Raw genomic sequence first — 20,490 nt, 5'->3', positions numbered from 1 at the left:
GGGGTGGTTAAACAATTCAGTCAGCGCTATCCTACTCTTCTGCTAAGAGTTACCGCTGAGGGAGGGGCAGCAATGCCAAATCGTCTAACAGTCCTAGTTAAAGATGGGAGAATAGTTAATGGACAATGAAGAAGCGCTTAAAGTCATTGACAGTATGATGTGGGTAAAGAAAGCCTCAATTTTCCTTCTGTTGCTTGATTATGCTCTACGTAACCTTGACTCGGCGAGTGATACGCAAAAAAAATGTCAGGAGGCAGTTGATAAGTGTTGGCGATGGTTGTCTGATCGAGGGCTCAGTGCTGATGAATTAGCATATTATCTAGACTCCGATGATATGCAGAGCGGACCGCTGGCAGAAGGAAATTTTGCATCTGAAAGCGTAGAACAAAATAGTTTAATTTTAATATTGTTGGTGATCGGTTTTTTTGCCAATAAGGCCTATAAGATTGTAGGGCTACAAGAGCAAATGTCTGAGCCGGTATGTGAGGCGGACGAGAGCTCTGCTGTATATATTGTTGATTATATTGAACGGATAGGCTTGTCTGATAAGTTGAGTGTTTATCTATCTGCACACGTTTTGGAAAATAGGGGGCAATCCACGTTTTAATGCTGGCAGAGTTGCTCTTTAACGTAAAGGGGAAGGATTTACTTAGGACGTAAAAGTGACGGATTTGTTTAAATATTAGATTTAAAAACTCCAGCTGGGTCGATTAAATAAATCCGTCCCCTTTGCCCAGAGTGAGTATAAAAAATGGAAAACTTGGAACTTTCCGAGTTAAAATTTCCGAGTATGAGAGAGGAGCTGGTTTCCTATCTGGCAGGTTTGTCGGACTCAGATTACCAGTACCGTGCCTGGGTAGAACGTTCATCGCCGAATTTAGCTTATGATGAACTTGATTACACAATACATTTTTTATATGACGATACAGGGCTCGCTGAAAATGCATACACTTGGATAGGGCTGGTTTTGAAAAATGATCAGGAAGCTAGAGCCATCGAGGACGTGGTTCAAGCTATTGACGCGCTTTTTGATAAGTATGGTCCTGATCTTTCTGATAAAGAGTATTTGGAAAAAGAAGAGTGGGCACGCATAGTGTGCGTTTCTAAAGATGCTTTAAAAGTTTTGCTTCCTGGTAAATGAGGTTGTTTAACCTAGTTAAAGGGGCGGCACCCAGGCCGCCCGGCTTTTACTCAGGATGGATCGGTATTGAGTCTGCGACTGATGACATCCAGCAAATCACACCCATCTCGCAGCGGAATCGCCAGCAATTGGGCGAAGTCTTGAAGCACCACAGCATCGCTGCTGAGCTGTTCACGGAAGGCCAGGTTTTCCAGCAGTTGGGTGACGGCGCGAATCCGGTACACGGCGGCGTCGTGGAGGGCATCGAGGGGCGCATGGGTGTCGATAAGCAGGGCGGGGACGGTGCAGTCGTGGCCCGTGAGGGGCATGTATCGATTCATTGTCAGTACTCTGTTGGTGGATTAAGCCACCACTCACTCGTCGCCAAACGAATGGGTGGCAGCTGTACGCAGGTTGGCGAACCGGCAACAGAGTAAACCGGCAGACCCGGAGGTCTCCCGCGCACAGCCGCCATATCATGCACAGCTTTGCGGGTGCAAAAACACCTGCATAGAAGCGGGATGCTTTTGCGCTCTGTTGTCAGGTCGCCAAACCTGAATCGCCATATGGGCGACGGCCCGGACTATAAGCCCGCACCCAAACCCACGCAAGGCAGCAAAGTACTGGCCCACTCCCAATGCCTCATGTCTTCACCCCCATTGCCGACACCCTGGCGATGATTAAACGCATCCACCCACCACCAACATTAAAGGACTGATGTGAAAAACCTTCTCCTGGTTCTCCTCTCCACCCTCATCCTCGGCGGCTGCGTCAGCCAGCCCCTCACGCCCGAGCATCGTGCGCAGGTCAAGACGGTCAAAGTGCTGCCCGTAAAGTGGGAAAAGAACATGGTCTACATGGGCCGTGAACAAGCCTGGGGTGCGGCCTTGGGTGCCGGGCTTGGCGCGGGCGTCGGCATGGCCAGCGGCGCGTCCAAGCTGGGCACGGCAGCCTTGAGCGGCGCGGGGTTTGCCGCCGGCATGAAGGCGGGGCAACTGGCCGAGATGTCGACGCCGGCGGCGATCCTCACGGTGATGGACGCCGAAAATATCGACTTGGGCGTGTTGCTCAAGCAGGCCTTTATCGATGCCTTGGGTAAGACGTCATCGCTCAAGGTGGTGGGTGACGACGAGCCCGCCGATGCACAGATTCAACTGACGGTAGGCGAGTGGGGCTTTCGCCTGACCCAGGGTTTCAGCAGCGTGGTCTACCCAACGCTTACCGTGGTGGCGCGTATGGACCGTGGCGACGAGATGCTCTGGCGCACGGTGGAGTCGATCACGCCGTTCAATGGCCAGAATGTCTACGGCTACACGCCGCTCACTTATCGCACTGATCCTGAGGCGTTGCGCCGCGCGTTGACGGGTATCACGCAGATCTCCGGGAGTTATCTGGTGAAGGAGCTCAAGTAGACCAGCGAGAGGTCGCCGCGTGGCTTGCGGTGGCTGATCCTGACGCGAGCAGTTTGATAGAACCCGCCGAGCACCTTGAACATTTTGTATATCCCAGTGTCTTTACCCCGCCCACCCGCAACCGGTCGGGCTGCATGGACTGCAGCGTTTTCAGATGACATTAAGGATTAATGTGAACCTCGCCCCCCAAGCCTCTTTTCTGTCACCGCCCGCTGTGGTGCACAGGCGCGCGCCTGCGTTTCAGGAAGGCACCCTGGGGGAATGCATTCGGATCAATTGATCCCTCGCTTAGTACACCTACTGCCGCCGGGCCTATTGGCGGCTTTTAATGTAGTTCATGGAGTTTGAAATGAAGCGTAAGCAGTTCCAGAAAAGCCTGTTGGCACTCATGGTCGGCGCAATCAGTACGCAAGCGCTGGCGGTGGAATTCGACCTGGGGCAGGGCAAGAACATTTGGGTCGGCGAGACCTTTAATGAGTCATTGATTATCAACGGGACGTTCTCCGAAGTAGTGGTGCCGACCACCACCAACCCTGCCGGACTGGGTGTGGCCAACACCACTATCCAGGGTTCGTTGATCAACCGTGCCGACATCACTCTGGATTCCCAGGGCGCCGCCATCCGTGCGATTGCCCTGGACCCGCTGTTCTGGTCGGGCCCGCAGAACCTGAGCCCGGGAACTGTCACCGGGGACGTGGTCCAGGCGGGCAACATTCTTATGAAAAATGGGGGTTACGAGGGGCTTGAGATCGGCGCGACGACCATCGGTGGAAGTGTCATCAACTCCGGCACCATCCGTTCCACGCTGCCCCTGACGCCGCCGGCTTCACCTTCCTACGTGGATGGCGGCGAAGGCATTTACCTGCATGGCACCACCATCGCCGGCGACGTCTCGAACACCGGTGTGATCGACATGAACGGTGATTACGCCATCGGCCTGATCCTCGACCGCCAGAACAATCTGGGGACCACCGTCGGCGGCAAAATCCTCAACGCCGGCACGCTCAAGGCGACGGGCGAGGGCGCCTGGGGCATCGAGGTGGAAACCGACACCAACCCTCTGCGCATCGAAAACAGCGGCCTGCTTTCTGCCAACGGCAATGACGCCAAGACGGTGATGTTTCTAAACGGTAAGGTCGACTACATCCTCAACACCGGCACCGTCGAGGCCACGGGCACCAACGCCAATGCCTTCGAGTTTGCCGGGGCAACCTTTGCCCAGAACAGCGCGACCGGCGCGCGCGGCATCGTTAACCGCGGCACGATCAGCGCCGATGGTACAGCCATTCATGTAGATGCCGCGGACCAGACCTCGGCGTTCGAGATCAACCAGCAAGCCGGCGAGATCCGCAGTAACGCCGGCATCGCCATCGACGCCGCCAACCTTGCCACGCTGAATTGGACCGGCGGCAAAATCACCGGCGACCTGCTCAACTTGAGCGCGGTGAATGTCGCAGGCCAGGCTGATTTCACCGGCAGCCGCATCATTGCGCCGGTGTCAATCAACTCGGGCTCGCTGAACCTGTCGGCGCCCGGTACTGCGATCACTGGCAACCTCAACGTTGCTAGCGGCGCAGGTATTGATATGCACCTGGCCGACAGCGTAGTGCCGACCACGCCGTACCTGACCGTCAACGGTGCAGCGAATTTCTCTCAGGCTTCGAAGCTGACCGTGAGCGCCAAGCCGGGCGACTTCGCCAGCACCAACAACGGCACTCAGTACACCCTGTTGCAAGCCACCAGCGTGCAAGACAATGGCCTGTCTGTGGCCAGCTCGTCCTCTCTGCTGAACGTGCTGAGCTACTCGGCCGACGCGCAAACGGTCAAGGCCGTGGTGGCGGTTAAAGACAACCAGCAAGTGCAGCAGGAGCTCGCCGCGGTGGGCGCCGGCGCTGCGTCAGCGACGGCGGTGAACACCTTTAAAAACGACGTACTGAGCGGACTCAATCAGAACGACCCAGTGTTCCAAACCCTGGCTGACGCCGGCACAGCACAGCAGCTTGCTCAGGTCAGCGAACAACTCAAGCCGGACGTCAACCGCGGCGCCCTGGACGTGGCGTTGTCGGGCCAGACCGTGGTCAACGGCGCGATCTTCAACCGCCTCACCGACCAGCGCGAAAGCCATCAAACCGGCGGCGTGTGGGTGCAGGGCCTGAGCAGCAACATGGACCAGGACGGGCGTGGCGGCAACAACGGCTACTCGGCCAACAGCAGCGGCATGGCCGTGGGTGTGGACGGGCGCTTGAACGACACCACCACGTTGGGCGTGGCTTACAGCTACCTTAACTCCAACATCCATTCCGACCTCGGCAACAAGACCGACGTGGAGGGCCATGCGCTGTCGCTGTACGGCAACTGGTCGCTGCAAAACTGGTTTGTCGACGGCAGCCTCAGCTATGGCCATAACGACAACGACAGCAAACGCCATATCGCCGGCACCACAGCCAAGGGCAGTTACGACAGCAATGTGCTGTCTGCCAGTGTGATCGGCGGCTACAGCTTCAAGCCGTCGCAGGCCGTGGTGATCGAGCCGCGTGTGGCAGCGCGTTACGCCAACGTGCGCATGGACGGTTTCAACGAGAAGGGCTCCTCGGCCGCGCTGAGCACCCAGTCGCAACGCTATGAAGTGGGCGAGCTGGGCGCTGGTGTGCGCTTGGCGGGCAACTTGCCCATGGGTGCCGGTAGCTTGCAGCCGGAAGCAACCTTGATGGCGTATCACGACCTGATGGGTGATCGCGTCGCACAAACCTCCAGCTATGTGCTCGGCGGTTCTGCGTTCACCGTCACCGGCGCTTCGGTGGCGCGTGACAGCTATGAAGCCAGTGTCGGCGTGAACTACCAGGTGTCGGACTTTACCGTGGGTGCCAGCTACACCCGCCAGGCCCGCAGTGGTTTTGATGCCGATGGGGTCATGCTCAAGGCGCGGTACGCGTTTTAAGTATTACGGCCGATAGAAAACGGCGTCGGGCTGCGGTTCTCCCACGTAGCCCGAGCCAGACTTTTAAATGTGCTCAAGGAAGTAACCCATGAAAAAGACCTCACTCTTAATCCTCGCCCTGGCCTTGGCCGGCTGCCACTCCACTGCCAGGAACTCCTCGCCAAGCCTGCTGACGGACGGCGTCCAGTTGCAGCAGAAAAAGGTCGAGGTGGACGCCGAACACGCCAAGGTCATCATGAAGGCAACCGGTTTTACCTATCCGGTGCAGTTCTCCGTACGCCGTAGTTCCGATGCAGACCAGCGACCGGAAATCCTCGGGACGGTGGTGGATTCCGGCCGTGGCAAGGTATTCGGCTGGATCGCCAAGATGAACGAAGTGGGCAACAGCGCCGTCGCCAAACGCTTCCCGCAGTTGGAAGTGCAGGCTGACCCGGGGCAGCCCTTTGAAGTGATCGGCGAGTCACGGGTCTACAACGCCAACTATGTCGGCCTCGTCAAAACCTATGTGTATGAGTGCGGCCCCATGAGTTCGACCTTCAAGCCTGAGAAGCAAAAGGTTTACCTGGTGGAATTCGTGATTATCGGGAAGGGCTGTGAGCAGCATGTGTATGACGTAACTGCGCCTAACGAGCGTGTCCCGGTGGCGACTGTGGCGGCGACAGGAAATATTCCGTCGCTCTAAGTTGCTTTAACCCGAATCGCCAGCCCCTTGCGTCTGACCTTGTGAACGGATCATTCATTCACGAGGTTCAGCCCATGTCCCGTCCTCTTCTGCTGTTGCGTCCTGCCGCCCAAGGCTTCACCGTGACCCTGCTGGTGGCGCTTGCCGGGTGTGGGCTTTCTTCATCCCGTGACGTGGCCAAGCCCGCTGAGTCGGCGCCTGTCGTGGAGGTGCAAAGTGAGCCCGCCAGCGTCCAGGGGGCCATGGTCAAGCGGAGGGTTGCGCCTGCACCGATGGCGTCGCGATTGGTCATGAACGACTCGATCGCCATGCAATACCAGACCGAGCCTCGGGAGCAATATCAGAACCTCCCGGACAACCCGATCCGCAGCGTTGCCGAAACACCGGTCTCCACCTTCAGCGTCGATGTCGACACCGGCAGCTATGCCAACGTACGACGTTTCCTTAATCAAGGCAGCCTGCCGCCCGAAGGTGCTGTGCGACTGGAGGAAATGGTCAATTATTTTCCCTACGACTACGCCCTGCCTACTGACGGCTCGCCCTTTGGCGTGACTACGGAAGTTGCACCGTCGCCATGGAACCCTCACACCCGACTATTGCGCATCGGCATCAAGGCCTCGGACCGCGCCGTGGCGGACCTGGCTCCGGCTAACCTGGTGTTCCTTGTGGATGTGTCAGGCTCGATGAATCGCCGCGAAGGCCTGCCTCTGGTCAAGAGCACCCTGAAATTGCTGGTGGACCAACTGCGCGACCAGGACCGCGTCTCGCTGGTGGTCTACGCCGGCGAATCGCGGGTGGTGCTCAAGCCCACCTCGGGCCGCGACAAAACCACGATCCGCAATGCCATCGACCAACTTACCGCCGGCGGCTCCACCGCAGGCGCGTCGGGGATCGAAATGGCCTACCAAATGGCCCGCGAAGGGTTTATCGACAAAGGCATCAACCGCATCCTGCTGGCCACCGATGGCGACTTCAACGTGGGCGTCAGTGACTTCGACAGCCTCAAGCAAATGGCCGTCGACCAGCGCAAAAGCGGCGTGTCCCTGACCACCCTCGGCTTCGGTGTGGATAACTACAACGAACACCTGATGGAACAACTGGCCGACGCTGGTGATGGCAACTACGCCTATATCGACAACCTGCGCGAAGCCCGCAAAGTGTTGGTAGATCAGCTCAGCTCGACCCTCGCCGTGGTGGCCCGGGATGTGAAGTTGCAAGTGGAATTCAATCCGGCGCAGGTCAGTGAATACCGATTGCTCGGCTATGAAAACCGCGCCCTGAAACGTGAGGACTTCAACAACGACAAGGTCGACGCCGGCGAAATCGGTGCAGGGCATACAGTGACCGCGTTGTATGAAATTGTCCCGAAGGGTGAACAGGGTTGGCTGGAGCCACTGCGCTACGCATCGGCGGCCAAGGCTGACGGTAAAACTGATGAGTTGGCGATGTTGCGGGTACGCTACAAACCAGCGGAAGGCGGCAACAGCCGACTGATCGAACACCCGATCAGCAACCCGCAGAGCGGCAAACCCAGCGACGACCTGCGCTTCTCTGCCGCCGTGGCCGCCTTCGCCCAGCAACTCAAGGGTGATGGCCGCTACACTGGCAGCATGAGTTTCAAGGACACGGCCGCACTGGCCCGTTCCGCACGGGGCGACGACCCTTTTGGTTTGCGCGGCGAATTTGTGCAACTGGTCGAATTGGCCCAGAGCCTCCAGGCCCCGGCCAGACACTGATCCACCTCAAAGGAGTGCGCCACCTGATGGATTCACCCAGCGACGAAGCCCTGCTGTCCCGCTACCGCAGCGGCGACGGTGCAGCGTTCGAAGCCCTGTACGCGCGGCATCGACAGGGCCTGTACCGTTTTCTGGTGTCCTTGAGCAACAAGGCCGAACTGGCCGAGGAAGTATTCCAGGACACCTGGCTCAGCCTGATCCGCAGCACCAGCGAGCCACAGGGGCGGGCGAGTTTTCGCACCTGGCTGTTCCAGATTGCCCGCAACCGCCTGATCGACCACTGGCGCAAGCACGGCATCCACAACCCGCTGCACGACAGCTACGATGAGCAGCTTCACGGCCAGCCCGACGACAGCGCCGGGCCTGAGCAACTGCTGAGCCTGAGCCGCGACCAGGCGCGCCTGGACAGCGCACTGCAAGACTTGCCCGAAGACCAGCGCGAAGTGTTCCTGCTGCGCCTGCATGGCGAACTGGAAGTGCCACAAATCGCCGCGCTCACCGGCGCCCCACTGGAAACGGTAAAAAGCCGCTTGCGTTACGCCCAGCAGAAACTGCGCCGACTGCTGGCCGAGGAGGTACCCGCATGACTGACCCCCGACATACCCAGGACTCGAACGACGAGCTGCTGATCGAGCATTTCCGTCAACACACCAGCGGCGAGCCGCCGGCTTCCCTGGACGCCTTCATCCTGGCCACCGCCCACCGTGAAGCACCTGTGCGGCAACCCGGCCTGTGGCAACGCTGGTTGCAGGCCTGCCAACGGCCGCGCTGGCAGATGGCGTTTGCCACCGTTGCGGGTGTGGCCCTGATGATTGGATTGGTCACGCGCTCGCCGGCGCCGCAGCCGGAGTTATCTACAGGCACTTACGCGGCGGCTCCGCAAGAACTGGCCCGTCCGGCCCCGGCAGCCGCGCCGATGGCTCGATTCTCCGTGGCTCCGCAGGCTGACAGTGCGCCTCAGGTGCAGGCAGAAGTCGCGGGCTCGCTGGCGGATGAGCCGGTGGCGAAGATGAGCAAGCGCGCGGCTGTTGTGCTGCCGTCATTGGAGCAAGGGCTGCAGGAAATCCTGCGGTTGCGGCAGGTGGGAGAGGCCAAGGCGGCGGATGAGAAGCTGCTGGAGTTGCACAAGCGCTTTCCCAAGGAGGATCTGCCGGCGCGGTTGGAGGCGTTGAAAAATCCTTGAGGTGGAGGTCGCCAGCCGGTGGTTGACGAGAGACTTCCGGCCTTTATAATCATCCGCAACACGGCCCCTGTCGGTTGATGCGCTTCGGTGCAGCAATTGCTCAGGGGTTTTTTATTGCCTTGATTTTTTCGATTACCAATCGCGCTTCTGCCAGTGGTGATCCACTCCCATGCCCTCCAAATTCAGATCAAGGTGGGACAAGTCTGGAAAGTCATTCTCCAATAGTGCTTTCAGCCGTCGTCCCCAGCTTGATGACGGATTGATGACCTTCATCAAGTGGTGGGTGATACACAAGAGCATAAAAGGCCGCGCGCGTCGGTGTGCATCATCATGGAATGCGGCCAGTGCAGGAGCTTGTTCCTCAGGTGGCAGTTTTGGCTGATCAACGATATTCCGATTCCACAGGCGACTGTGATGGGCGCATACGTTTCGCAGGTAGTTCAGGCTGCGCAGCCAACTGGCGAAGACCCTTCCATTGCTGATCCCGTACTCTTGAGATATGGCATCTTGATCCGCCTCAGTCATGCCAGCATAAAGGGTCGACAAAGTGCCGAAGTCCCAAACCTCGCAAGCCACCCAGACCGCCAGCGGAAGGCCGTATTTTTCCTTGTTATGCCGGATAAAGTCTTCGTTCGAGCGGCTGATCAATGCGGCGTGTTTGCCTACCCAGGCATGATGTTTGGTGAGCCCGGTTTTGCCATCGAGCTGGGCGGAGAAACTTTCATGGAAAAGCTCAGGTTTTAGATACGCAAACTTTTCGTGCTTGCCCAGCCCATGGGATATGTCCACCCTCAATGCGATTTCGATACGTTCCAGGGCATCCATGGCCAGCAGACGAAGTTTTTTATCAAACACATAAAGATCGACTGCGTTTTGGAATGTGGTGCCGGGTTTGAAAATGTCTAGTGGGATCCGCCCCGGTTTGGTTTTGGTCGGTTTCTGGTTTTTGTGCTGAATAAGCGGGCAGCACAGCTCGGTACGCTCACGAAAGGCGAACCAGTAGCCGCTGAGGCGGTAATAGCCAATGCGCTCCAGATACTCCAAGGCTTTAGATCGGTCTGTAACGATCATTCCGCGGGCTATCAATATCTCAAGTTGGTCCTGGTAGCTCTGCCAAGGCTTAGGGTAACCCTGGATCATTGGTGCATCACTTTAGGCATGTGCGAGTCCCTCCAGCTTGAAATCGATGCAAGCGCCCGCCCTTCTATGTGTGGCGTCACTCGGGCTTTCACTTTGCTGTTCGAGGAACTTATGGTCAGCCAGAAAACTGTTACTTTATTTGCATCTTCCTCCTTATCTTGCGCCCACAAAAAAGCCCCAGGCCTTTCGACCTGGGGCTTTTTCATCTGTATCTGGTGCACCCGGCGGGATTCGAACCCACGACCCCTGCCTTCGGAGGGCAGTACTCTATCCAGCTGAGCTACGGATGCTTGTGCGGGCGACATCATACCCATGTCGACCTTGGGCGTCCATGCCGCTTTTCGCCCGCCCACCGGTAGGAATACGCGCCGCTGACGCCCTGTGCCGGGCGTCTCGGCGCAATAGGGCGGAACTCGCCCGAAACACGCTGATCAGAAAAATCGAGCAAATGCGCCGTTTTCGTTCTTTTTTTCGAACAGACTATTGCCCTGCACCCCCATTGATCCTAGGATTCGTTTGAGATTTCAAACGCTCCTGCCTGGGTGCTGAACCGCACATTTGTCCTTTCGTGCGCCATTTACGTGCTTGCGCCCAGTGAATGATTTCCCTGACGGCAGCCCTCAAGGCGCCTTTCAACAACTCTAATTCGCTCCGCGCGTGCGCGGTGCTGTTAAGGAAAGCCGACATGCAGCTCAAAGACACCCAGTTGTTCCGCCAGCAAGCCTTCATTGATGGCGCTTGGGTCGATGCGGACAACGGTCAAACGATCAAGGTCAACAACCCCGCTACCGGCGAAATCCTCGGTACCGTGCCAAAAATGGGCGCCGCCGAAACCCGTCGCGCCATTGAAGCAGCTGACAAGGCCCTGCCGGCCTGGCGTGCACTCACCGCCAAGGACCGCGCCAACAAGCTGCGCCGCTGGTTCGAGCTGATCATCGAGAACCAGGATGACCTGGCTCGCCTGATGACCCTGGAACAAGGCAAGCCGCTGGCCGAAGCCAAGGGCGAAATCGTTTACGCCGCTTCGTTCATCGAGTGGTTCGCCGAAGAAGCCAAGCGCGTCTACGGTGATGTGATTCCCGGCCACCAGCCGGACAAGCGTCTGATCGTGATCAAGCAACCGATCGGCGTTACCGCTGCCATCACGCCGTGGAACTTCCCGGCCGCGATGATCACCCGTAAAGCCGGCCCGGCCCTGGCTGCCGGTTGCACCATGGTGCTCAAGCCTGCGTCGCAAACCCCATTCTCCGCGTTCGCCCTGGCTGAACTGGCCCAGCGTGCCGGCATTCCGAAAGGCGTGTTCAGCGTGGTCTCCGGCAGCGCCGGCGATATCGGCAGCGAGCTGACCAGCAACCCGATCGTGCGTAAGTTGTCCTTCACCGGCTCCACCGAAATCGGTCGCCAGCTGATGGCCGAATGCGCCAAGGACATCAAGAAGGTTTCCCTGGAACTGGGCGGCAACGCGCCGTTTATCGTGTTCGACGATGCAGACCTGGATAAGGCCGTCGAAGGCGCGATCATTTCCAAGTACCGCAACAACGGCCAGACCTGCGTCTGCGCCAACCGCCTGTACATCCAGGATTCGGTGTACGACGCGTTCGCCGAGAAACTGAAAGTGGCAGTGGCCAAGCTGAAGATCGGCAACGGTCTGGAAGAAGGTACCACCACCGGCCCGCTGATCGACGAGAAGGCCGTGGCCAAGGTTCAGGAGCACATCGCTGATGCCCTGAGCAAAGGCGCGACCCTGTTGGCTGGCGGCAAGGTGATGGAAGGCAACTTCTTCGAGCCGACCATCCTGGTCAACGTGCCGAAAGATGCTGCCGTGGCCAAGGAAGAAACCTTCGGTCCACTGGCGCCGCTGTTCCGCTTCAAAGACGAAGCCGAAGTGATCGCGATGTCCAACGACACCGAGTTCGGCCTGGCTTCCTACTTCTATGCCCGCGACCTGGGCCGTGTGTTCCGTGTGGCCGAAGCCCTGGAATACGGCATGGTTGGCGTCAATACCGGGTTGATCTCCAACGAAGTTGCGCCGTTCGGCGGCATCAAGGCTTCGGGCCTGGGCCGTGAAGGCTCCAAGTACGGGATCGAGGATTACCTGGAAATCAAATACCTCTGCCTGGGCATCTAAGCCCGGCGCGAGATTGCAGCAAACGCAAAGGGCACGAGAGCGCTGTCCCTTTGCGTGTTTCACCCCGTTATTCGTAGTGGCCGGGAAAGCTGTGGCAGTCGATCATCGCATGCTGCCGTAGTTGCCTCCCCGCCACGTATTCCTTGGACCACGCCACCCGATGAGTGGCGAATGAGGACTTTATGAGCAAGACCAACGCATCCCTGATGAAACGCCGCGAAGCCGCTGTACCACGCGGTGTTGGCCAGATTCACCCGATCTTCGCCGAGTCGGCGAAGAACGCCACCGTGACCGACGTTGAAGGTCGCGAGTTCATCGACTTCGCCGGCGGTATCGCCGTGCTGAACACCGGCCACGTGCACCCGAAAATCATCGCCGCCGTGACCGAACAGCTGAACAAGCTGACTCACACCTGCTTCCAGGTACTGGCCTACGAGCCATACGTTGAGCTGTGCGAAAAAGTTAACGCCAAGGTGCCGGGTGATTTCGCCAAGAAAACCCTGCTGGTCACCACCGGTTCCGAAGCGGTAGAGAACGCCGTGAAGATCGCCCGTGCCGCCACTGGCCGTGCCGGCGTGATCGCGTTCACCGGCGCCTACCACGGTCGCACCATGATGACCCTGGGCCTCACCGGCAAAGTCGTGCCGTACTCGGCCGGCATGGGCCTGATGCCAGGCGGCGTGTTCCGCGCGCTGTTCCCGAACGAACTGCACGGTGTGAGCGATGACGACTCCATCGCCAGCATCGAACGCATCTTCAAGAACGATGCCGAGCCGCGTGATATCGCTGCCATCATCATCGAGCCGGTGCAGGGCGAAGGCGGTTTCTACGTCGCGCCTAAATCCTTCATGAAGCGCCTGCGCGAACTGTGCGACAAGCACGGCATCCTGCTGATCGCCGACGAAGTGCAAACCGGTGCCGGCCGTACCGGTACTTTCTTCGCCATGGAACAGATGGGCGTTGCCGCCGACCTGACCACCTTCGCCAAATCCATCGCAGGCGGCTTCCCGCTGGCCGGTGTATGCGGCAAGGCTGAATACATGGACGCCATTGCGCCAGGTGGCCTGGGCGGCACCTACGCTGGCAGCCCGATCGCTTGCGCCGCGGCCCTGGCCGTGATGGAAGTGTTCGAAGAAGAGCACCTGCTGGACCGCTGCAAGGCTGTGGGCGAGCGCCTGGTGACCGGTCTGAAAGCTATCCAGGCCAAGTACCCGGTGATCGGCGAAGTGCGTGCCCTGGGCGCGATGATTGCGGTCGAGCTGTTCGAAAATGGCGACAGCCACAAGCCGAACGCCGCTGCTGTCGCTTCCGTGGTGGCCAAGGCGCGTGACAAGGGCTTGATCCTGCTGTCCTGCGGCACCTACGGCAACGTGTTGCGCGTGCTGGTTCCGCTGACTTCGCCGGACGAGCAGTTGGACAAAGGCCTGGCGATCATCGAAGAGTGCTTCTCCGAGCTGTGATCAAAAGTTGACCTGATCGACAAAAAACCCGCTTAGGCGGGTTTTTTTGTGCCCGATGAACGGTATTCAGCCGTTGTTCATTGTACGCAGGCGGCTCCTTTGTCTAAGGTGCTGGTATTGCCGATGGAGCGTGCTGGATGACTGCTGTTGATTTACCGGCTGTACCCCGTGTGTTGATTGCCGAGGCCGACCCTTGGTCCCGAGATCTGCTCAAGCAGGTGTTGCTGAATGTGCGCTGTGACGCACGGCTGGATGTGTGTGCCGATGGCCAGCGGGCCACCGAGTTGCTGCGTGACAAACCCTATGACCTGATCATTGCCGATTGGGAGCTGCCCGGCGTCGATGGCCTGAGCCTGCTGCGCAGTGTGCGCCTGCAACGGCGTACGCCGCTGTTGCCGTTTATCCTGCTGAGTACCCGCAACGACAGCGCCAGTGTGCGTGAAGCCTTGCCCCTGGCACCGACCGCGTACCTGACCAAACCCCTGAACATGGAAAGCCTGACCCAGCGCCTGCAGGACTTGCTGCTGAACGAAGGTGAGACGGTTTATTGCGAAGTCCCGGCCCTGGCGCCGGGCATGACCTTGCCGGTGTTTCTGGAGCGCCGCCGGGAAGCCTCAGACGGCGCGCCGCTGCGGGTCGACGTGCAGGCTGCGGTGCAACATAGCCTGGAGCCGGAGGGCCTGGACCTCAAGCGCCTGGAAGAGCAGGTGCGCATGGACCCGCAGATTACTGCCGTGTTGATCGCCGCCGCCAACAGCGCCGGCCATCACGGTTCGCCGGTACAGACCCTGGGCATGGCCCTGCACAAGCTGGCGGCCGGGCAGAGCATGAACCTGATCCTGGGACTGGCCCTCAAGCACAACGTGGTACTGAGCGACCCGAGCCTTGTGGATTACGCCGAGCGTCATTGGCAGCTGTCCCAGCGTACCGCCGACTACGCCCGCAGCCTGGCGCGCATGCTCGACCTGGATCACGAGCGCTGCTACAGCGCCGGGATTCTCCATCGCCTTGGCGACCTGGCCTTGCTGCGGTGCCTGCAAGACTGGCTGCTGGGCGGTGGCGAACTGGATGACGAAGCGATTGGCGAGTCCCTCTACACCTTCGGTGCGGCCTATGGCTCGGCATTGCGCACACGCTGGCGCCTGCCGCTGGAGTTGCGCCAGTTGATCGCGGCGATTTATTCGCTGGAGGGCGGGGTGTATTCCCGCGAAGCGCTGGTGATGAACCTGGCGGCGCAACTGGCGCGGCTGACCGAGCATGAAGGCGTCGAGGCATTGGCGAAAGGCAAGACGGCACGCTTGCTCAAGGTGGGTTTGCCGGAGTTGACGCGTATGCGCAAAACCTAGCAGGCGATGCGGGCCAGTGTGGGAGCTGGCTTGCCTGCAATAGCATCATCCCGGTACAACTGACACACCGAGGTGCCTGCATCGCGGGCAAGCCCGGCTCCCACAGGTCATCGTGTAGCATCAGCCGGGGAGCACGCGGTTTTTGCCCAGGCGCTTGGCCTCGTACATGGCCGCGTCAGCGCGGGCAAACAGGCTGTCCACGTTGGCGTCCTCGGCGGTCAGGCTGGCCAGGCCCTGGCTGACGGTGACCGCAAAGCTCTCACCGTCGTGGCTGAAGCTCAGCTGCGCAATCTCGTGCCCCAGGCGTTCGGCCACCTGCATTGCCATCTCCGGGGCACAACCGGGCAGTATGGCGGCGAATTCTTCGCCGCCAATGCGCCCGAACAGGTCGCCACGGCGCAGAACTCCCCGACCGCTCTCGGCGATACGCTGCAACACCTGATCGCCTTCCAGGTGGCCGTAGGTGTCGTTCACCACCTTGAAGTCATCGATGTCCAGCAACAGGAACGCCAGGGGCGTGCCTTGCAGGCAGGCGCGTTCAAACTCGTGATGGGCGCACTCGAAGAAATGCCGGCGGTTGCTGCTGCGGGTCAGTACATCGGTGGTGGCCAGGCGGTGCAGCTCGAGCTCCAGCTGCTTCTTTTCGGTGATGTCTTCGGCTATGCCTACCACGATCACCGGCTGGCCGGACTCGGCCTGCTGGTTGATGTAACACTTGTCGCTGAGCCAGCGGATCTGCCCGTCGGCGGTGATGATGCGGTACTCGCGGTCTTCCACGGCGCCGCTGTGCAGCACCTGGGCCAGGCTGTGCTCGGCGTAGTCGAGGTCTTCGGGGTGGATGCTGTTGCGCCATTCCCGATAGTCGGTCAACAACATGCCCGCCGTACGTCCGAAAACCCGCTCATAGGCCGGGCTGACGTACAGCACGCGGCGAGTGTCCCACTCGATTGCCCAGAGCACGGCATTCACACTGACCAACAGCGAACTCAGCAGTTGCTCGCGTTCACTCAGCCGTTCCACTTCGCCCTGGGCATGCATCAGGGCCAGCAACGTAGCGGCGGCTGCCGGTCGTGGCTGTTCGAGGACGGGGGTGTCGGTGAAGGTCTTTTCGTGGACCATCGGCACAACTCTCTCTGGGCAGGCCGCGGGGTTGGGCAGCGGTCACAACAAGGGCCGCCGGGATGGCGAAGTGTTGATTGAGAGGGGGAATTTGCTGCGAAGTTCCGTTATCAGCGCCGATTAGAGGCGACCAAGAAATGGCGCCAGAAACATGTAGGAGTGAGTTTGTTGGGGTGAGGGGCTTGCTGTGGGGAAGGAGTTGCGGTGGGGAGGGAGCTGCTATGGGGAGGGAGCTTGTTGTGGCGAGGGAGCTTGCTCCCGCTGGGCTGCGTAGCGGCCCCAAAATCTTGGGAGCGCTGCGCACTCCAGCGGGAGCAAGCTCCCTCGCCACAGAAGCCCCCTTGCTACAGCGAGCTTCCTTGCCGCAGCGAGCCCACTCCCCACAGCAAGCTCCCCTGCCACAAAAAATCGGCTCGCTACAGCCGTATCAGACCGCGGCAGGCCGCAGCGAATAGGTCTTCAGCTGATGGGCAAAGTCCCGCAGGGATTGAATCCCGCTCGCCTCGGCCTCGTGCACCCATTCCTTGATCGCCGCCAGCATGTCGTGGCCGTTGGTGCTGGTTTTCAGCCAGATCTGTTGCAGCGCCAGGCGCTTCTCGTAGATCACTTTCAGGGCCTGGCTGTGTTCCAGCATGCTCTGGATGCGCACGTGGTGGCGGTCATCCAGCAGGCTGGTCTCCCGTGACAACAGGCGCTTGGCGCGATGGAATTGGTGGCGCACCGAGTGATCGACCTTTTCCAGTTCCTGCTTGACCAGCGGGCCAATCACCAACTTGCGGTACTGGGCCATGATCTGGAAGCGGTTGTTGAGGATCGCCATCGCGGTGTCCATGTCCAGGCTGCCCTTGCCTTCGACCCGGTGGGCGATCGGCGCGACCCGTTGCACCTTGGCCAGGCGCAGGAAGCTGAACACTTTGATCCAGGCCCAGCCCAGGTCGAACTCCCACTTCTTCACCGACAGCTTGGCGGAGTTGGGGTAGGTGTGGTGGTTGTTATGCAGTTCTTCGCCACCCACGATGATGCCCCAGGGAATCAGGTTGGTCGCCGCGTCGCGGCATTCGAAGTTGCGGTAGCCGATGGCATGACCCAGGCCGTTGATTACGCCGGCAGCCCAGAACGGGATCCACATCATCTGGATGGCCCAGATGGTGATGCCGATGGTGCCGAACAGCAGCAGGTCGATCACGCCCATGATCGCCACGCCCAGCAGCGGGTACGGGGTGTAGAGCTTGCGCTCGATCCAGTCTTCCGGGCAGTTCTTGCCGTAGATGCGCAGGGTCTCGGGGTTCTCGGCTTCGGCGCGATACAGCTCGGCGCCTTTGCGCAGCACGGTGGACAGGCCCTTGATCACCGGGCTGTGGGGATCGTCGACGGTTTCGCACTTGGCGTGGTGTTTGCGGTGGATAGCGGTCCACTCGCGGGTGTTCTGCGCCGTGGTGAGCCACAGCCAGAAGCGGAAGAAGTGTTTCAGGCCAGCATTGAGCTCCAGGGAGCGGTGGGCTGAATAGCGGTGCAGATAGACCGTGACCCCGACAATGGTCACGTGGGTCATCAACAGAGTGACTGCCACCAGTTGCCAGGCCGACAAGTCAAGAAAACCGTTGTACCACATAGGCTGTATGGCCCTCAGATAAAGAAAAAACCAGCTTGCGCATTATCACTAAGCCTACAGATAAAACCAGCCGCCCTTTCAGATAGGAGTGACTGGATGTTTCTTATTCTATAATCCGTAACCTTTGTAGGGCGAATCTGGTTTTTTAGTAAGGATTACTGAACATATGCTGTTTTCATACCGAGGTGCCCTGCGTGCCGGGCTGATGTACCTGCTGGTTTCGATTGTGTGGATTCAGCTCAGCCATCAGGTATTGATCAACTTTATCGATGAACCCGTGGAGCTGGGCCGCTGGCTTCAGATACGCGGTTACCTGTGGGTCAGCCTCAGTGCCCTGGCGATCTACCTGCTCTGCGCGCACTTTGCCCGGGCGAACCTGATTCAGCAGCCACTGAAGGAAAACCGCGAGCGCCTGCGCCAGGCCGCCGCCGTGTTCGATTGCACCCGCGAAGGGGTGCTGGTCACCGATGCCCAGGGGCTGATTGTTCACGTCAACCGGGCCTTTATCGAAATCACCGGCTACCAGTGCGAAGACGTGCTGGGGCGCCAGCCGAGCCTGTTCAAGTCCGGGCGCCACTCGGCCAGTTTCTACCAGGCGATGTTCGAGACGCTGGAACGTGACGGTGAATGGAGCGGTGAAATCTGGAACCGCCGTAAAAGCGGCGAAATCTATCCACAGTGGCAGACCATCCGGGTGATCCGTGATGAGCAGGGCCATATCAGCCACTACGTCGCGGTGTTCTCCGATATCAGCGCCATCAAGCACTCCGAGAGCGAGTTGGCGCACCTGGCCCATCACGACCCGCTGACCGACCTGCCCAACCGCCTGCTGTTCACCGATCGTGCCGAACAGGCCCTGGCCTCCGCGCAGATCCATAAACGTGGCTGCGCCTTGCTGCTGCTCGACCTCGACCATTTCAAGATCATCAACGACAGCCTCGGCCATAACGTCGGCGACCAGTTGCTCAAGGCCGTCGGCGAGCGCCTGCAAGGCCTGTTCGGCCCCGGCGTGACCCTGGCGCGCCTGGGCGGTGACGAGTTCGCGGTGCTGGCGGAAAGTTGTCCACAGGTGGGCCAGGCCGCCGCCCTGGCGCAACGTATTCTCGACGCGATGAAAGAACCGGTCATCTTCGACGGCCATCAACTGTTTATCAGCGTGAGCATCGGGATCAGCCTGTTCCCCAGCGACGCGCTGAGCGCCGAGCAATTGCTGCGCAACGCCGACTCCGCGTTGTTCAAGGCCAAGAGCGCCGGCCGCGAAGGCTACGCCTTGTACACCGAAGAGCTTACCGCCCACGCCCAGCACCGCGTGGAAATGGCCGGTGAACTGCGCCGCGCCCTGGATCAGCAGGAGCTGCGGGTTTACTACCAGCCAGTGCACGACCTGCAAGACAGCCGAATGATCGGCGTCGAAGCCCTGGTGCGCTGGCAGCACCCGGAGCGCGGGCTGGTGCCGCCGGGGGAATTCATCCCGATTGCCGAGCGCACCGGGCTGATTGCCGACATCGACGCCTGGGTCATGGACCAGGCCTGCCGCCAGATGTGCCAATGGCTGGCAGACGGCGCACCGCTGACGTTTCTCGCGGTGAATGTGTCCAGCCGCCTGTTTGCCCGGCGTGAGCTGTATGAGCAAGTGGCCAAGGTGCTGCACGACACGGGGCTGGATCCGGCGCTTTTAGAGCTGGAAGTCACCGAAAGCGCGGTGATGGAAGACCCGGAAGTCGCCCTTGAGCAAATGCATCGCCTGCGTGAGCTCGGCTTGCGCCTGGCCATCGACGACTTTGGCACCGGTTATTCATCGCTGCTGCGGCTCAAGCGCTTGCCGGTGCAGAAGCTCAAGATCGACCAGGGTTTTGTCGCCGGGTTGCCATGGGATGAGGACGATGCGGCGATCGTGCGGGTAGTGATCGCGTTGGCGCAGAGCATGGGCATGCAGGTGCATGCCGAAGGTATCGAGCAGGTTGAGCAGGCGCGGTTTCTATTGGAACAGCGCTGTGACCTTGGCCAGGGGTACTGGTTTGGTCGGCCGATGCCGGCCAGTGAGCTGGATTGGGCGAGGGCGCCGACCATTCGTTAACCACCGCCTGTCCTGATTTGAAACAGAGCCAAAATGTGGGAGCGGGCTTGCTCGCGAAGGCGGTGTGTCAGTCAGCAAATCTGTCACTGACCTACCGCCTTCGCGAGCAAGCCCGCTCCCACATTTGGATCTCCACACGGCTTTATTTCACGGGTCGTCCCGCAAAACCCCTCGCAACCCCTCGTCCCACCAGAAAATTCTTTCTGGTTATATAAACATTCTTAAATAGTATTTTTAAGAATATCCGCGCTTATCTACTATCGCCCTCACGCCGCAAGCAGTGCCGCCACTGCGAGGCACTTCTCATTTCAGGAGCACGACCATGAGCGCATCTCTACGTAGCGTTGACGGCCAGGACGAAGCAGCCATTTTGCGCGAGATCCAGAGCGCCCTGCGCGATCTGCGGTTTGGCGCGGTGGAAATCACTGTGCACAACGCCCAGGTAGTACAAATCGAACGCAAAGAGAAATTCCGTTTGCAGAACCCGGGCAACAAACCGAGCTGAGCAACACCGGCGATTCGATTGCAAGACCCGCA

17 protein-coding genes and 1 tRNA gene are annotated in these 20,490 nt (G+C 59.6%); 13 read left to right on the top strand and 5 right to left on the bottom strand.

Annotated features, from left to right (window positions below):
- Positions 1-118: 118 nt before the first annotated feature.
- Together HX811_RS09165 and HX811_RS09160 are read left to right on the top strand one after the other, a co-directional pair.
- A complete protein-coding gene (locus HX811_RS09165) occupies positions 119-607 on the top strand; it encodes an Imm6 family immunity protein (protein WP_003218174.1) in 489 nt (162 codons plus the stop codon).
- A 144-nt stretch (positions 608-751) separates the two neighbouring features.
- Positions 752-1,141 (top strand): hypothetical protein, encoded by a 390-nt coding sequence (locus HX811_RS09160; protein ID WP_177045654.1) that lies wholly within the window; start codon positions 752-754, stop codon positions 1,139-1,141.
- Between the two features lie 50 nt (positions 1,142-1,191).
- Here HX811_RS09160 and HX811_RS09155 read toward each other — a convergent pair whose 3' ends face one another.
- Complete coding sequence (locus HX811_RS09155) at positions 1,192-1,449, bottom strand: hypothetical protein (RefSeq protein ID WP_177045652.1); 258 nt, start codon at positions 1,447-1,449, stop codon at positions 1,192-1,194.
- A gap of 390 nt (positions 1,450-1,839) precedes the next feature.
- On the opposite strand from HX811_RS09155, the gene HX811_RS09150 reads away from it, so the two are divergent.
- The 6 genes from HX811_RS09150 to HX811_RS09125 all read left to right on the top strand — a co-directional run bounded on the left by HX811_RS09150 (position 1,840) and on the right by HX811_RS09125 (position 9,071).
- The gene (locus HX811_RS09150) at positions 1,840-2,532 is read left to right on the top strand and encodes a hypothetical protein (RefSeq protein ID WP_003218168.1); all 693 of its coding nucleotides are present in this window, start codon (positions 1,840-1,842) and stop codon (positions 2,530-2,532) included.
- Positions 2,533-2,881: 349 nt separating this feature from the next.
- Positions 2,882-5,470, top strand: coding sequence for an autotransporter domain-containing protein (locus HX811_RS09145; protein WP_177045650.1), 2,589 nt, complete (start codon positions 2,882-2,884; stop codon positions 5,468-5,470).
- An 88-nt stretch (positions 5,471-5,558) separates the two neighbouring features.
- Positions 5,559-6,152 (top strand): hypothetical protein, encoded by a 594-nt coding sequence (locus HX811_RS09140; protein ID WP_003218164.1) that lies wholly within the window; start codon positions 5,559-5,561, stop codon positions 6,150-6,152.
- Between the two features lie 74 nt (positions 6,153-6,226).
- Entirely contained in the window at positions 6,227-7,888 is a 1,662-nt protein-coding gene (locus HX811_RS09135; protein WP_177045640.1) for a VWA domain-containing protein, read from the top strand.
- Between the two features lie 26 nt (positions 7,889-7,914).
- Positions 7,915-8,475, top strand: a complete 561-nt coding sequence (locus HX811_RS09130) for an RNA polymerase sigma factor (protein ID WP_003218160.1) — start codon at positions 7,915-7,917, stop codon at positions 8,473-8,475.
- On the top strand, positions 8,472-9,071 hold the full coding sequence (locus HX811_RS09125) for a hypothetical protein (protein ID WP_177045638.1): 600 nt from the start codon (positions 8,472-8,474) through the stop codon (positions 9,069-9,071). Before HX811_RS09130 ends, HX811_RS09125 begins: the two co-directional genes overlap by 4 nt.
- Before the next feature lie 132 nt (positions 9,072-9,203).
- On the opposite strand, the gene HX811_RS09120 is transcribed toward HX811_RS09125, so the two are convergent.
- Positions 9,204-10,211: an Abi family protein gene (locus tag HX811_RS09120; RefSeq protein WP_177045623.1), complete on the bottom strand. Its 1,008-nt coding sequence runs from the start codon at positions 10,209-10,211 to the stop codon at positions 9,204-9,206.
- Positions 10,212-10,424: 213 nt separating this feature from the next.
- A tRNA-Arg gene (locus tag HX811_RS09115) sits at positions 10,425-10,501 on the bottom strand.
- Positions 10,502-10,896: 395 nt separating this feature from the next.
- On the opposite strand from HX811_RS09115, the gene gabD reads away from it, so the two are divergent.
- From gabD to HX811_RS09100, 3 genes are all read left to right on the top strand, one after another.
- Positions 10,897-12,339, top strand: coding sequence for an NADP-dependent succinate-semialdehyde dehydrogenase (gene gabD, locus HX811_RS09110; protein WP_003218155.1), 1,443 nt, complete (start codon positions 10,897-10,899; stop codon positions 12,337-12,339).
- A gap of 182 nt (positions 12,340-12,521) precedes the next feature.
- Positions 12,522-13,799, top strand: coding sequence for a 4-aminobutyrate--2-oxoglutarate transaminase (gene gabT, locus HX811_RS09105; RefSeq protein WP_087693631.1), 1,278 nt, complete (start codon positions 12,522-12,524; stop codon positions 13,797-13,799).
- A 137-nt stretch (positions 13,800-13,936) separates the two neighbouring features.
- Positions 13,937-15,145, top strand: a complete 1,209-nt coding sequence (locus HX811_RS09100; RefSeq protein ID WP_003218151.1) for an HDOD domain-containing protein — start codon at positions 13,937-13,939, stop codon at positions 15,143-15,145.
- Between the two features lie 120 nt (positions 15,146-15,265).
- Here the strand turns inward: HX811_RS09100 and HX811_RS09095 are convergent, their stop codons facing one another.
- Together HX811_RS09095 and desA are read right to left on the bottom strand one after the other, a co-directional pair.
- Entirely contained in the window at positions 15,266-16,264 is a 999-nt protein-coding gene (locus HX811_RS09095; protein ID WP_177045621.1) for a sensor domain-containing diguanylate cyclase, read from the bottom strand.
- A 427-nt stretch (positions 16,265-16,691) separates the two neighbouring features.
- The gene (gene desA / locus HX811_RS09090) at positions 16,692-17,876 is read right to left on the bottom strand and encodes a delta-9 fatty acid desaturase DesA (protein WP_003218147.1); all 1,185 of its coding nucleotides are present in this window, start codon (positions 17,874-17,876) and stop codon (positions 16,692-16,694) included.
- A gap of 166 nt (positions 17,877-18,042) precedes the next feature.
- On the opposite strand from desA, the gene dibA reads away from it, so the two are divergent.
- Positions 18,043-19,953, top strand: coding sequence for a phosphodiesterase DibA (dibA, locus tag HX811_RS09085; protein WP_177045619.1), 1,911 nt, complete (start codon positions 18,043-18,045; stop codon positions 19,951-19,953).
- Positions 19,954-20,275: 322 nt separating this feature from the next.
- Positions 20,276-20,458 carry a sulfur starvation response protein OscA gene (gene oscA, locus HX811_RS09080; RefSeq protein WP_003170956.1) on the top strand — a complete coding sequence of 61 codons (183 nt, stop codon included), beginning with the start codon at positions 20,276-20,278 and terminating at the stop codon, positions 20,456-20,458.
- Positions 20,459-20,490 lie beyond the last annotated feature (32 nt).

The organism is Pseudomonas sp. F8002 (assembly GCF_013385495.1).
In the GTDB taxonomy this organism is placed as follows: domain Bacteria; phylum Pseudomonadota; class Gammaproteobacteria; order Pseudomonadales; family Pseudomonadaceae; genus Aquipseudomonas.
This window is presented reverse-complemented; position numbering and strand designations above follow the sequence as displayed.